This is a genomic window from Marinomonas sp. THO17 (genome assembly GCF_040436405.1).
GTDB lineage: Bacteria > Pseudomonadota > Gammaproteobacteria > Pseudomonadales > Marinomonadaceae > Marinomonas.
On record NZ_AP031575.1, the window covers coordinates 1,224,024 to 1,237,720 of the forward strand.

The following is a 13,697-nucleotide window of genomic DNA, read 5'->3' on the forward strand; positions in this document are numbered from 1 at the left end:
CAATGAACTGAGTAAAAAGGCCTTAAAAAAGCCTTTTTACTCACCACTTTCATCAAAGAGAATTTCACTTTTCATGCTTTAAATAGCCTCTTTTCTAAACACTTAACCATCAAAGAGAATTTCACTTTTCATGCTTTAAATAGCCTCTTTTCTAAACACTTAACCATCAAAGAAAATTTCACTTTTCATGCTTTACATAGCCTCTTTTCTAGAACACTTAACCATCAAAGATAATTTCACTTTTCATGCTTTACATAGCCTCTTTTCTAGATCACTTAACAGCTGATTCAACTCAGGGATTTCTTCACCTCAACTCACCGCTAAACCGAATCAATATGATGATGAAGCAAGTAGGTCTTAAGGCTAATTTTTCTTTCAGTTCACGTCTAGAAAATCTGAAAAGTGAAAAATCATATCCCAATTTCACCCAATTTTTTTTCTTTAAAGATCATATAAAATAAAAACAATCAATAAAAATCAAAAGCTTGCATAAATTACTTATATTGAATATAAGGCCAACTCAAAAAAGACAAATTAAGAAAAAATTAAGCACAAAATGTGCATTTTTGATGTTGTTTTAAAATTTACCCTTGCTTATGATCAATAGGGAAATTCATGAAATTTCCACATCCCAATAAAAAAAATAATAGGTTTTATCATTATGAAAAAAAGCACTTTGTATACAGCCGTCTTCAGTAGTCTACTTTCTGCTGGCGTGGTGGCTTCTCCTTCATTTGATGCTAACTTTGAGATCAATACGGATATGATTGACAAAGACATAGGTGATACCACCTATTTAGAATCCGGCCGAGTCGAATTCAGTACGCTAGGAAAGCATACTTCCGGTGATAACTTCGTTGAAGGAAAAGGCACCATCGAAATAAAAGTAAACGGAACCTCTACTGTCGCTGATGCCTATTTAAAAGTGGGCAATTCCAAATGGGACATCCAGCTGGGCCGTTTTGAAGCCATCAATCTTTTCCCCAAAGGTAAAGACGTTATCGTCGAAAATGCCGGCGGTGTCACTGTCTATGAAGCGAATAAAGCCCGAGGTCGCACTAGCGATAATGGCGGTCAAATCGCTCTGCATTTCAACCCAAGCGATTCGGTTCACTTCGAATTGGGCACCATCTATGGCGCAGGTGACTCAGATAATGACACTGGCGACAACACCACCAGCATTGCTGGCATACGTCCAATTGTCCAATTCAAAGCAGGCTCCGCGACCATTACAGCCGGTTACGAAAGTTTGGACTACGACCTGACCAGTGGCAGTGCTGTCAGTCAGTCTGGATTCTCTTTGGGGGCTAATTTTGATGTCTCTGGGGCGAATATCAATATCGCCGTTACGCAAATGGAAGACGACGAAACTGATGAAGAAGTCAGCTCGGTTGTTGCCAATATGACGTACAACAATTTTGGCTTAGGCGTAATCTCTTCTTCGGTTGATGATGCCAGTACAGATCCGTCCGTCACCACAATATATACTGCTTACACCCTTCCGGTGTTTGACATAGACAATGCCTCTATGACATTGGCTGCTTCCTATTCAACCGCAGATGATGTTGCGGCTGATGTAAACGATACGGTTATGGCAACCCGAGTTCGTTTCAATTATACCTTCTAGCAATAGAAACCTAAGAACAACGCCCTTTATCATCCCCTTTTAAAGTGCGTTGTTCTTTCCCTCGCGATAGGCTTTTACAACTGAGCAAGTAAAGTCTTTTATTTCTCGCCAATAGGTTACTCGCCAATATGCCAACCGTTGGTAATAGGGTAACGACGATCACGACCAAAACCTCGCGCGGTGACACGCACCCCAGTCGGCGCTTGGCGACGCTTGTATTCATTCACATCCACCAAACGCAACACACGATACACGGTATCACGGTCAAATTTCTGCGTGGCCAAGATGGCTTCCGCACTCATATCTTGTTCAATGTAGCTATGTAGAATCTGATCCAAAATGTCGTAGCTGGGTAGTGAATCTTCGTCTTTCTGATCGGGTGCGAGTTCAGCAGAGGGCGGACGTGTAATCACCCGTTCCGGTATCACATATCCCAAGCTATTACGATAACGACACAGCTTAAACACCAAGGTTTTAAAAACATCTTTTAAGACCGAATAGCCCCCCACCATATCGCCATACAAGGTCGCATAGCCCACCGCCATTTCACTCTTGTTCCCTGTGGTCAGCACCATATAACCTTTCTTATTAGAAATCGCCATCAGGGTGACACCGCGGGTACGCGCTTGCAGGTTTTCTTCTGTGGTATCTTTGCCATAGCCTTCAAATTCTGGCGCCAACACCTGATTAAAAGCGGAAACCATGGATTCGATCGGCAGAACACTGTATTTGACTCCCAACAAGTTGGCTTCTTCTTCGGCGTCTTCAAGACTGATAGACGAAGTGTAGGTGTATGGCATCATGACAGCTTGCACACGATCTGCACCAATGGCGTCCACAGCAACGGCTAGGGATAAAGCAGAATCAATACCACCACTTAATCCCAACACAATGCCTTTAAAACGATTCTTCTCTATATAATCACGCAGCCCAAGTACCATCGCCTGATAAACGCTGGCTTCCACATCCAATAGCGGGGCAATGGCACCAGCAACGGGAGACACCTTATGAGCCTGGCTGTCATCCACAATGAAATCAGCACAATATAAGCCGGCTTCAAACCAAGGTGCCTGAAGCACTTTTTCTCCTTTGGCATTGACCACAAAGGAGCCACCTTCATAAACCAATTCATCCTGAGCGCCCATGTAATTCACATACATAATAGGTAAGCTGGTTTCCGTGGCACGCTTATGCAATAAGGTTTCACGCTCGCCCATTTTTTCGATGTGGTAAGGCGAGGCATTCAAGTTCAAAATCAACTCCGCACCAGCGGCTTTGGCTTGTGCAATGGGTTCTGGATGCCAAATGTCTTCACAGATGCTTAACCCCACCTGAACCCCTTTGATGTTCACAATCCCTGGGTTTTGACCTTCACTGAAGTAACGTTTGTCATCAAATACTAAGAAGTTCGGTAGTTTCTGCTTAGCGTACTCTACCAACAATTTGCCCTGATAAATGACTCCGGCGCAGTTGCATAACTCACCATCAATACGACGTGGGTAACCAATGACCAAATAGATGTCTTTCACTTGCTGAAGAATCGTATCTAACGCCGCTTCAATACGAGTTTCCAAGCTAGGACGAAGCAATAAATCCTCTGGCGGATAGCCAGTCAAGGTCAATTCGGGAAAAACCACCACATCTGCTTTTTCCTCATCACGAGCTTGTATTGCCGTGGCGATAACGGATTGGGTGTTTTTGGTGATATCGCCGACCAACATATCCAGTTGGGCCATTGCAATTCTTAATGTCATACCGTTGCTATCTCATCAACTCTGTTAGAATATGCCGTATATTGTCTGGAATTAGCTAACTTAGGTAAAGTGTATGATCGTACGTTTAATCGTTTTTATCACGATTTTCTTCATTGGTTGGTGGTTATATCGCCAATTTGTTGTTTTTAAAGGTCAGAAGACCACATCCAATACTAAAAAGACCAAACAAAAAGGCACTCAAGCTGAACAAGAAAACATGGTGCGTTGCTTGCAATGCAAAACCTATGTACCACTTTCTCATGCCATTCACGATGAACAAGCACGTCCATTTTGTAGCGCCGAGCATTTAAAAGAGTTCAATCAGACGAACTGACCCAAGCCTGACTGTGTAAACGCCTTTCGTGCCACCACCAACAATAATACTCTTGTCGATTGATGGTTGCGCAAAGCCGATGATAAATGCCTTTATCGGCGCTTTGATAAGAGTGCCATTGGTAAGTGATGACTTGACCACCTTGCTCATACTGAATTGGTGTGCCTTGCCATTGCGTATCAGCTAAGGCACAAAACCCCTGACACAAAGAGGGCTCGGCTTGACTAAATTGAACCTGACTCACTTTGGCCTGCATAAAACGCCGCCAAATGGAGTCGGGACTGGCCTGCGCCTGCAGTTCACCGCGCCATTGATAGTCTGACAACAGTTGCGTTTGTGCCGCTGCTGATAAGCCTGCGATAATCAGTAACAAAGTCAAAATAGGCACACCTAACCATCCGGCTTGCAATCTGGTTGTCATATCAAAACCCTTGCAAATCGATAATCTGATTGGTCACTTGCTGACATGGCGGACGATATTGCCAAGTCTGTCCACGCATGGAGACATATTCTTGCGGTGCGCTGTCTTCTGCTTGCCATTGACAGTCTTCAACACGATATTGGTATTCCACCCACAATGCTCGCACGGATGCCATAGAATACTCGCCATATTCGGTATTCAGACTGTCCACCAAGCTATCTTGTTGCGTGTCGAGCAAGGGAAAAATGGACAAACGCTCAATGCCACTCCACAACTCTAAGGCACTACCGGTTTCCGCTGGCGTGCGCCACAAAGCGGTGTTACCCGCTTTGCCTTCGGCCAAATACCAATAAAACCTATCTTGACTGGCAATCACGCCGGACTCACCGAGTAATTGATTATCGGCAAAGCTCAAGCTTGCTTGATCTCCGGACACAGAGACCACTTGCCCCTTGGTAATGCCTTCACAACTGGCAAACTCTATCGCATCCCCTGCTTTCCAGTGACAATCCACAGCTATCTTGATGGGATTATTGGTCACTTTTGTGGACACTCGACACAAGCCCACATCCGTCGCCAATAAGCCATCACTCCCTGCCGCTAAATTTTTATTGGCCAATCTTTGAGGTGGATGTTGCGCCTGGGTAATGGTTAGCAAAGCCTCTGTGCTGGGAACACAATGGGCCGGTTTTAAACGTGACCATTGTGAACGCAAATGCGCATCGATGGCCGACTTGAGTGCCAAGCTTTGTTGATAGGCTTGACGCTGTATATGACCTAATCGCATGTCTCGAAGACTGTTCAAAATCAACGGCAACATGAGACTTAAGAGCAAGCAAGCCACCAACAATTCAAGCATAATCCCAGCCGCTTGACGCCGTTTTGCTAAGGGCATCACTCTGTCTCCTTTACAGGCGCCACTCCCCTTTGCAAACTGGCTTTAAACCAAGCTCGCATGTTCTGTTCACGGCACTCTAAACATTTGGGGTAATCCTGTTGTTTAGCAGACAATATGCTTTCCATTAAGGAGACATAATCTTCCCCCGTGAGTTGTTGCATAATCTGTGCTTTTTGCACATTTTCCCACTGCGCTCGCTGTGCCTTTGACAAATTCAAGTTTGACCAGCTGTGTTGGGTTTGTTGCATCATTAGCCAACTCACCAAAGCAATCACCAATAAGCACAAGGTCAGTTCCAATAGAATCCAACCCGCTTGCTTGTTGAAGTATTCTCCTTTGCAAGGACTCATAAGCAATCTCCCTCTGAGCGGCGAGATTTCAAATGACTCAGATAAAAACGACCACTCTGATTCAGCACCACATCCATTTGCCACTTGCCCAGACAAAACACAAAGGTGCCATTTTGATAACCTGATAGGCCATTAGCTTGATATTCAATTTGCTTCTTCTGTGCTGGAAAGCCTCGCCAATGTAGACTTAAGGCTTCAATAAACACCTCGTTGAGCACGTCATAATCCGTATTATTATGTGTTTGATACAAACGAAAACCGCGTGACCACTCTCCAGAACAAGCCATACCACCACACACAAAACTGCTGTGGCCGCTGACCACCGCCAGCTCACGAGCTCGAGTCAAAGCCGACGCCAAACGCGCGACTTGTGCTTTTAAATTCTGCTGATCTTGTTGCTGCTGATTAAGGAAGAGAATATTGGACATGCCAAAGTGCGCGAGCAGACTGAAAATGGCCATAACGCACAATAGCTCAAATAAGGTAAAGCCCCATTGCTGATTCATAGAACACCTCCTTGTTCTATCCGATCATTCATGCTTCCACCAAGCTTTATCGTACCAACTTTGCCAGCCCAACTTTTCACAACAAAGCTTTTAGACAGGTCACCCCTTGTCGGCGTGACAAACTTACTTGGTGCTAAGAGCTTCCTGCTCTTAGCAATCTATCCTAACGCAAGCTTATGGTGAGGCAAACCACTTATTGAGATGATTGGCAATTTGCCGTGGTTTTTGAAAAGGCAAAGAGTGATCACAGGCACTCATTACCTTATGTTGCCAAGCTTCATTTCGCTGGCTCAACAATTCATAATGTTCCCGTAACCCCTGATGGCTCAGTTCACCGGAAAACAAAAACACCTCTGGCGCGACATCGATTAAGCCTTGTCGAAGATGAGGTTGCTCGGCTGCCTGTTCCACAAAGTCTGTCACCGCATCGAGGGCATAAGCAAACCCAAAAGGCCGATGAGCCAAACGCGATTGGGTCGTCGCTTCCGCCACGGGATGCTTGCGACGATTCGGCGATACCCCATCCATAAAATGCGCAACGCCTAGCTCAACATCACCGGTTTCGCGAATCAAATGCGACGCATGACGATATTTCTGACGCACCTCTTTTAACTGGGCTAAGTCTTCTCTTTCCAATGACGCTGGTTCTAACAAAGCCATTTTCAACGCCGCATGGCCTGCTTGCTGACGCTGATGATTGAGCTGCAGCGCAACTAAGCCTCCCAAGGAATACGCCACCAAATCAAAAGACTGCCAGTCTAAATGAAGCAATAAGGCCGCCACATCATCACTCAATTGCGTAATCTTCAGCGGCGCTTCTGTGCCGTGATGATGGAACGACTCTCCCATGCCAACAAGGTCTGGCACCAGCATCCAACGCCATTGTGTGAGATAAGGCAACATGGGAGAAAAAGTGATTTCCCCGGCAACGCCTGCGCCGTGCAACAATAAGCAACAAGCATCCCCCTTGGCGTCAGGGTTTTCATAAAGACGGTAAGCTAAACGAGCATGGGGCAAAGTAAGAAAAAAAACGTCAGACACTTGTAATTAACCTGTGAGGACCCTTATTAAAAGAATACAATATCGCCATTCAGTAGGCGGTAACATAGTACTAGGTAATGATACACAATGTCAGAAATCAATCGGGTAAATCTTTCTTATCAATCCAATTTACTGGCTTTTTACTCAGCCATAAGAGAGTTACCCTACAAAGCCTTGCTCGATAGCAACCACGAACACTTCCGTGATACCCAATTCGATATTTTGGTGGCCAATCCATTAGCGCGTATTCACGGGAAGCAGCACCAAGAGAAGGCTACGGCCATTGAATGGTTGACAACCCCCTTGTATGACATCGCAGAAAAAGCTAACCCAATGAAGCTTTTGGACAAGTTAATGACTCACATCTGTCAGGAAGAGTGGGCAAAAAACGCACCAAAAGACTTACCCTTTACCGGTGGATTATTGGGCTACTATGGTTACGAAAGCGGCCATTTTGTTGAGCGACTGCCTGACACTGTTCAACATGACATTGCCTTGGACACCTTGCATATTGGTCTATATGGCTGGGCTGTTATCACCGACCATCAAGCCAAAACCACCCAATTGGTTTACACACCTTGGTGTCAGGAAGAAGAAATCCGCTCACTGATTAATCGCTTTACCAGGGCCAATGATGATGTATTGGTGCATCATGATTTGTTAGAAAAAAAGCCTTTTACCCTGACATCAAGCTTTCAATCCAACATGAGTCAGCAAGAATACGCGGATAAATTTGCACAGGTACAAGCCTATATTCAGGCGGGCGATTGCTACCAGGTCAATCTCGCTCAGCGCTTTAGCGCCTCCTATGAGGGGGATACCTTTACCGCTTATCAAGCCTTGCGCACTGTTTGTCCAACGCCTTTCTCGGCGTATTTGGAATTACATGAACACGCCTCTATTTTGAGCCATTCTCCTGAACGCTTTCTGTTGTGCGACCAAGGCCGAGTGGAGTCCAAACCCATTAAGGGCACCATGGCCCGAGGCAACACAGCCATTGAAGATAAAGCCAACGCAGAAGCTTTATTGGCGTCCGAAAAGGACAGAGCGGAAAATCTCATGATAGTGGATTTGTTGCGTAATGATATGGGTCGTACCTGTTTAACAGGCAGCATCAAGGTGCCTAAGCTGTTTGCCTTGGAGACCTATGCCAATGTGCATCATCTGGTGTCCACAGTGGAAGGTCGCATCGACAAAGCAGAACAAGGTATTCGCGTGTTTCAACAAAGTTTCCCCGGCGGTTCCATTACGGGTGCACCAAAAATTCGCGCCATGGAAATCATCGACGAGTTAGAACCCCATCAGCGTTCTGCCTATTGTGGCTCCATTGTTTACTTTAGCAGCAATGGACAAATGGACTCCAGCATCACCATTCGTACCTTGGTTGCCGATCAGGGCAAACTGCATTGCTGGGCCGGTGGCGGCTTAGTCGCCGATTCAAAATGTGAGGAAGAGTATCAGGAAACCTTTACCAAAGTAGGTAAATTAACTCATACTCTAGAACAAGATTTTATGAAGTAGGTCTTTTCATGTCAGACATAGAGCAGTTTTTGAATGCTCCACCTATTGACCTTGGTTTAGATGATATTCGTGCAGCATTAGACAAAGAACCTTATCGCCAAAGTATTCACAATCCAGATGAGGAAATGTTCCCAGCCGGTTACCAACTGGATTATCGCTCGGCCGCCGTGCTAATTCCTATCTGGCAAGAACCTAGGGATGGCGAACTGTATGTCTTACTCACCCAACGCGCATTGCACATGCGTAACCACCCTGGTCAAATCGCCTTTCCCGGTGGCAAACATGATCCCGATGACGCCAGTATTCAATACACAGCATTGAGGGAAACCTTAGAGGAAGTCGGCTTAGCACCTGATTGCTTTGATCTCTTAGGCGAACTTGGCGAGTACTGCACCTTATCAGGCTTCTGCATCAAACCCATTGTGGCCGAAATGACCCGCAAAAGTGAACTCAGTTTGTGTGAAGAAGAAGTGAAATCCGTTCATTGGGTGCCCTTGCGTCACTTGCTAACGCCACAAAACTATCAGTTCAAACAACGTAAACTCGATTCCGTGTCCCGAGGGTATTTTGAGATTTATTATGGCGACATTCGAATCTGGGGAGTCACCGCTGGCATCTTATATGGGCTTTATCAAACCCTTGCAAGACACGCTTCGACCTAACAGACTTGAGGGCTATGAGCAATGGCTTGCCAAGAGCTCATGAAATCTTGATAACAGCCTTCTAATTCATCAATGTGCTTTAGTAACACCTCACCCGCTGGCGTCAACTCAATACTGCGCCCATGACGAATCAATAAGGATTCTCCCAACTCCTTTTCCAATTTTTGTATGTGCTGACTGATCGCAGGTTGCGTCAGACCCAATTGCTTAGCTGTGCGAGTAAAACTGCCCGTTTCCACTAAGGCTTTGTATGTCATTAAGTGTTGAGTATTTAGCATAACGATTCCTTATAATAAGTGACATTATGCCTAAGGCATTTTCACGGAACATTGACCTAAATCGTGTTTTGATGAAAGATTGGTGTTTATTTACCTTGATTGATGACACTTATGACAGTTGCAAACGATGCTTTTCTGCCTTGGTACGAACGACAATCCGGCCAACACACAGCTCGCGACAATGATTATCGAACCCCTTATCAAAGAGACAGAGCGCGCATCATTCACAGTGCCGCTTTTCGCCGCCTGCAATCCAAAACCCAAATATTAGCAATACGTCAAAACGACTACAGCCGCACCCGCCTTACCCATTCATTGGAAGTGGCACAAATCGGCAGCGGCATAGTGCATCATCTCAAATTCAGTTCCGCCAAAACAGCGGAATTCCAACCTTGGTTGGCCGACGACGCGCTCATTGAAACCGTGTGTCTGAGTCACGATATTGGTCACCCGCCTTTTGGTCATGGGGGCGAAATCGCCCTCAATTATATGATGTTGGATAAGGGGGGGTTTGAGGGCAATGCCCAATCATTGCGTATTCTGGGCAAACGCGGCTCCTATTCAGAAAGTTTTGGCATGGATGTGACGCGCAGAGCGTTACTCGGCATTTTGAAATACCCAGTACAACACAATCAGGTAGTAGGACAATACCCATCAAAACCCAATAACTTTCGCCAGTTCAAAGCGGCCCAATGGGCGCCACCCAAATGCGTTTATGAAGACGAACAAGCGTTACTGAATTGGATCATTGAGCCATTTAAGCAAGCGGATAAAGAAGCCTTACAAAAGGTTCAGCGCAGCACGCCTGAAGCCCATGGCAAAGTCGCCCATGCCAGTTTTGACACCAGCATCATGGATTTAGCAGACGACATTGCCTATGGCGTCCACGACCTAGAAGATGCCATTGTGCTTGGCATGGTCACCAAAGACATGTGGCAAGAACATTTGGAGCCAAAACTTTCTGCGTTAGCCTCGCCTTTCTTAAAAGACAATCTTACAAGCCTGCGCACTCAATTGTTTAGTCGCCAAAGTCATTTACGCAAAGAAGCCATTGGCAATTTGGTTAGCTGGTTTATTACCTCTTGTCAGGTAGTGGAAAACACCCAGTTCGATCATCCTCTGTTACGTTACCAAGTGGGTTTACCAGAAGGGCAGCGACAAGCCTTGGCTTTGCTCAAGCAATTTGAAATGCAACACATCATCCAGCGTCCAGAAGTACAAATGCTGGTCTATAAAGGCCAACAAATGTTATTGGAGATGTTCGAAGCTTATAGTGCGGATCCTGCCAGACTCTTGCCCCAAGAAATTGCTCGCGAATGGCAAAGAAGTTGCGATCAAGGTAACAATGGCCTGCGCATCATCTGTGACTACATGGCGTCTATGACAGACGACTACGCCAGCCGAATGTACAACAAGCTTTTCGTACCCAGTTTAGGCTCAGTTTTTGAACCTATGTAAATGCCTTATCCAAAGTGGGCGCTTTACAGTTGCTCACTTTGAAACATCATGATGCCAACCAAGCTTCAGCGTCCGCCTTTTCGTCTAATGAGAAGGCTTTGATGTCCAAGCCTGGAATCAACAGACCTTCTATTTCACTGACCTTTTGTAGCCACTTTTCATCGGTCAATACCGCCGCTTTGCGGAACTTACCAATCAGGCTAAATAAAGTCGGTAATTTGGATAATTTAACGGCAATAGCACTGAATGAAGGCATATGAAAAGCGGCGATTTCATACAACATAGTGCCCTTTTCAATGCCCTGTGCCAGCAAAATAAACTCATTCAGCGCCACCTCCATTTGCAATGAATCCAACTGACCATCAAACTCAATATACAAATGGTTTTCTCCCTGCTTTTCGACATGGAACATGGCTTTCTCCTTTGGCGGCAATAGGCTTCCAAATAGGCTTTAAAGGTAAAGTTAGACCTTTTCTATCAAGCTGTCAGTTTTTTACAAGACATAGCTGACGTCATTCGCTAAGCTGGACAGAAATAACCATTGGTATGACCATTTCAAGCAACCAGCTTAACGCAATCGTAACCTCATGGATAAAGTACAGCATTTCACTTCTGCTGACCCAAGTGTGAGCTTAATCAGTGGACATTATCAGTCCTTTGAATTTGATCGGCATTATCATCTTGACTACCACTTTGGGCTCATTATGGAAGGTCAACAAGCTTTTGCCTCTCAAGGCGAACGTCAGCGTGTTGGCCCTGGCGACATTGTGATCATGCCGCCAGATGTATTGCATGACGGCCATGCGGTAGCGTCTTCTGGTTATAAGACACAGGTGTTTTCGGTGGAACCAGATTGGTTTAACCTATTGGATATTCACCAATCTCTCGGACAAAACCTGACCTTTAGCCAAAAGGTCATTCAAGATCCAGTGGTGTTTCAATCCCTCTCCCAATCCTATATGGCCTTGTGCGATAAAACCCTGAGCCAACTGGCCCGAGACTGTTTACCTTATGAGGGCTTCTCACCCTTGATTGAGCGATACGGACAACACCGTTGCCTGACGCCAAGCTTCTCTTTAGGAAAAAGCGATTTGCAACGCTTACGTGAGTTTTTACTGGCCCATTTAGCTGAGCCCGTTTCTTTGCAACAGCTGGCGGACTTATGTGACCTCAGTCCCAGTCAGTTTCAACGTCATTTTAAAGCCAAAGTCGGTATGACGCCCTACGCTTGGTTTACTCGCTTACGACTTGAGCAGGCCATGAAGTTACTTAAGGCCAAAATAGCGGGCACAGATGTCGCGCAACAAGTGGGCTTTTACGATCAGGCCCATTTCAGTAAAGCCTTTAAACACAGCTTTGGTGTATCACCATCCGAAATTCGCTAAGCGTCATTATTTTACAAGCCTAGAATAAAGGGATTGGTAATAATCATCACCTTTAGGAACAAAGGGTGATTAACAGAATGAACGAAATATCCGTCTTATTTACCTTGGCATTAGTGCATTTTGTGGCACTGATCAGTCCAGGGCCAGACTTTGCTTTAGTGGTACAAAACGCCTCTCGATATGGCCGCCAAACAGGCTTCTACATTGCCCTTGGCTTATCTCTTGGCATTTTAATCCACGCGGTGCTTAGCATCACAGGCATCAGCTTATTGGTTCACCAACAACCTATTTTATTCCGTCTATTACAATGCTTAGGGGCGGGCTACCTTTTGTATTTAGGGGTTGGCGCGTTAATCAGCTGCTATCGACATTGGCAGCACCAGACCAGCTTAACACACTCACAAGACAAGGCCTTATTAAGTCAAAAGCAACAGGCTTTTTCGAAAGGCTTGCTAACGAATTTATTTAATCCCAAAGCCTTGGTTTTTTTCATCAGCCTCATGTCCAGCCTGATACCCGCCAGCATGTCATGGGCAGGGAAAGGCTCAGCTTTACTCATTATATGGGGATTGTCTCTTGCTTGGTTCAGTGCCTTGGCTTGGTTACTGACCAAAGCCAGCAGCCAAGCTTTGCTAGCGCGCCTCAGTCGTTATATCGACCTAGTGTGTGGCGTGCTGTTTTGCCTACTCGGAGCTGGCATTTTGTGGCGTGTGTTATTTGCCTAACCAAATGCCTTAAGAAAGTGACTTAATAAAGCGGCCTAGCCCTAAGGAAGTGACTTAAGCAAGCGGCCTAAGAAAGTGGCTTAATAAAGCGGCCTAGCAAAATGACTTAAGAAAGTGGCTTAAGCCAGCAGCTTATTGTTCAGCCGCCCAATTCTTTGATTCAGTTATTACTTTTTTAAACTCGGGCCAATTTAACAGGCTTTGTTGATACTCACCGGCACGGCCTTCAAGCACTACTCCATAGTCATTTAAGCGGTACGCCATTAAGGCATAAAAGGCATCGACGGCACCGGGCATGTCAAACATAAAGGGTAAGCTCGCCTGAGAAAAAATTGCCTGCAAACGCGCAATGTCTTTCCTAATGGCCGGATTATCTTGATCTGCATTTACCACCTCATCAAACGCAAAAGGGCAAAGCTCTCGTATCGTCATAAAGCCTGAATGCAGCTCAGCACACAAACTTCTCGCCATGGCTCTCTCGGTCGACTGAGCAGGATATAAAGCGCCATCTGACACTTCATTGAGGAATTCAACAATGGCTAATGAGTCATGAATGGTCACCTGATCCGTTACCAATACGGGCACCAAGTGAGAAGGTGAATACTGCGCAAGCTTAATTTCATAGCCTGGCTCACCTAACGGTACAACCACCAAGTCCAATTCTATTTCAGCAATACGACTGCATAACCAGGCTCGCATAGACCAAGTTGATAAATTCCCAACCACTAACTGCATAG

The 13,697-nt window shown here is 45.5% G+C and carries 16 protein-coding genes; 7 read left to right on the forward strand and 9 right to left on the reverse strand.

The features are described 5' to 3' along the window. Positions 1-661 precede the first annotated feature (661 nt). Entirely contained in the window at positions 662-1,627 is a 966-nt protein-coding gene (locus ABXS85_RS05765; protein WP_353669087.1) for a carbohydrate porin, read from the forward strand. A gap of 116 nt (positions 1,628-1,743) precedes the next feature. Here ABXS85_RS05765 and ABXS85_RS05770 read toward each other — a convergent pair whose 3' ends face one another. Beyond that, on the reverse strand, positions 1,744-3,381 hold the full coding sequence (locus ABXS85_RS05770; protein WP_353669088.1) for an NAD+ synthase: 1,638 nt from the start codon (positions 3,379-3,381) through the stop codon (positions 1,744-1,746). A 73-nt stretch (positions 3,382-3,454) separates the two neighbouring features. Between ABXS85_RS05770 and ABXS85_RS05775 the strand changes: the two genes are divergently transcribed. Next, positions 3,455-3,715, forward strand: a complete 261-nt coding sequence (locus tag ABXS85_RS05775; protein WP_353669089.1) for a PP0621 family protein — start codon at positions 3,455-3,457, stop codon at positions 3,713-3,715. On the opposite strand, the gene ABXS85_RS05780 is transcribed toward ABXS85_RS05775, so the two are convergent. From ABXS85_RS05780 to ABXS85_RS05800, 5 genes are all read right to left on the reverse strand, one after another. Beyond that, the gene (locus ABXS85_RS05780; RefSeq protein ID WP_353669090.1) at positions 3,699-4,136 is read right to left on the reverse strand and encodes a hypothetical protein; all 438 of its coding nucleotides are present in this window, start codon (positions 4,134-4,136) and stop codon (positions 3,699-3,701) included. The genes ABXS85_RS05775 and ABXS85_RS05780 overlap by 17 nt on opposite strands. Position 4,137: 1 nt before the next feature. After that, entirely contained in the window at positions 4,138-5,031 is an 894-nt protein-coding gene (locus ABXS85_RS05785) for a hypothetical protein (RefSeq protein WP_353669091.1), read from the reverse strand. Then, on the reverse strand, positions 5,031-5,384 hold the full coding sequence (locus ABXS85_RS05790) for a hypothetical protein (RefSeq protein ID WP_353669092.1): 354 nt from the start codon (positions 5,382-5,384) through the stop codon (positions 5,031-5,033). The genes ABXS85_RS05785 and ABXS85_RS05790 overlap by 1 nt, the downstream gene beginning before the upstream one ends. Then, positions 5,381-5,890: a GspH/FimT family pseudopilin gene (locus ABXS85_RS05795; protein ID WP_353669093.1), complete on the reverse strand. Its 510-nt coding sequence runs from the start codon at positions 5,888-5,890 to the stop codon at positions 5,381-5,383. Before ABXS85_RS05795 ends, ABXS85_RS05790 begins: the two co-directional genes overlap by 4 nt. Positions 5,891-6,064: 174 nt before the next feature. Then, on the reverse strand, positions 6,065-6,931 hold the full coding sequence (locus ABXS85_RS05800) for an alpha/beta hydrolase (RefSeq protein ID WP_353669094.1): 867 nt from the start codon (positions 6,929-6,931) through the stop codon (positions 6,065-6,067). A gap of 87 nt (positions 6,932-7,018) precedes the next feature. Here ABXS85_RS05800 and pabB point away from each other — a divergent pair, with 87 nt between their 5' ends. Further along, a complete protein-coding gene (gene pabB / locus ABXS85_RS05805) occupies positions 7,019-8,452 on the forward strand; it encodes an aminodeoxychorismate synthase component I (protein WP_353669095.1) in 1,434 nt (477 codons plus the stop codon). Between the two features lie 8 nt (positions 8,453-8,460). Continuing rightward, positions 8,461-9,114, forward strand: a complete 654-nt coding sequence (locus tag ABXS85_RS05810) for a CoA pyrophosphatase (protein ID WP_353669096.1) — start codon at positions 8,461-8,463, stop codon at positions 9,112-9,114. On the opposite strand, the gene ABXS85_RS05815 is transcribed toward ABXS85_RS05810, so the two are convergent. Then, entirely contained in the window at positions 9,111-9,392 is a 282-nt protein-coding gene (locus tag ABXS85_RS05815) for a LysR family transcriptional regulator (RefSeq protein WP_353669097.1), read from the reverse strand. The two genes, ABXS85_RS05810 and ABXS85_RS05815, sit on opposite strands and share 4 nt — an antisense overlap. A 111-nt stretch (positions 9,393-9,503) precedes the next feature. Here ABXS85_RS05815 and ABXS85_RS05820 point away from each other — a divergent pair, with 111 nt between their 5' ends. Then, positions 9,504-10,850 carry an anti-phage deoxyguanosine triphosphatase gene (locus ABXS85_RS05820; protein ID WP_353669098.1) on the forward strand — a complete coding sequence of 449 codons (1,347 nt, stop codon included), beginning with the start codon at positions 9,504-9,506 and terminating at the stop codon, positions 10,848-10,850. Between the two features lie 46 nt (positions 10,851-10,896). On the opposite strand, the gene ABXS85_RS05825 is transcribed toward ABXS85_RS05820, so the two are convergent. Beyond that, entirely contained in the window at positions 10,897-11,262 is a 366-nt protein-coding gene (locus ABXS85_RS05825) for an STAS/SEC14 domain-containing protein (protein ID WP_353669099.1), read from the reverse strand. Between the two features lie 175 nt (positions 11,263-11,437). Here ABXS85_RS05825 and ABXS85_RS05830 point away from each other — a divergent pair, with 175 nt between their 5' ends. Both ABXS85_RS05830 and ABXS85_RS05835 read left to right on the forward strand, forming a co-directional pair. Next, positions 11,438-12,235: an AraC family transcriptional regulator gene (locus tag ABXS85_RS05830; protein WP_353669100.1), complete on the forward strand. Its 798-nt coding sequence runs from the start codon at positions 11,438-11,440 to the stop codon at positions 12,233-12,235. Between the two features lie 77 nt (positions 12,236-12,312). Beyond that, positions 12,313-12,960: a LysE family translocator gene (locus tag ABXS85_RS05835; protein ID WP_353669101.1), complete on the forward strand. Its 648-nt coding sequence runs from the start codon at positions 12,313-12,315 to the stop codon at positions 12,958-12,960. 132 nt (positions 12,961-13,092) lie between these two features. Here ABXS85_RS05835 and ABXS85_RS05840 read toward each other — a convergent pair whose 3' ends face one another. Then, the gene (locus tag ABXS85_RS05840) at positions 13,093-13,695 is read right to left on the reverse strand and encodes a glutathione S-transferase N-terminal domain-containing protein (RefSeq protein ID WP_353669102.1); all 603 of its coding nucleotides are present in this window, start codon (positions 13,693-13,695) and stop codon (positions 13,093-13,095) included. Positions 13,696-13,697 lie beyond the last annotated feature (2 nt).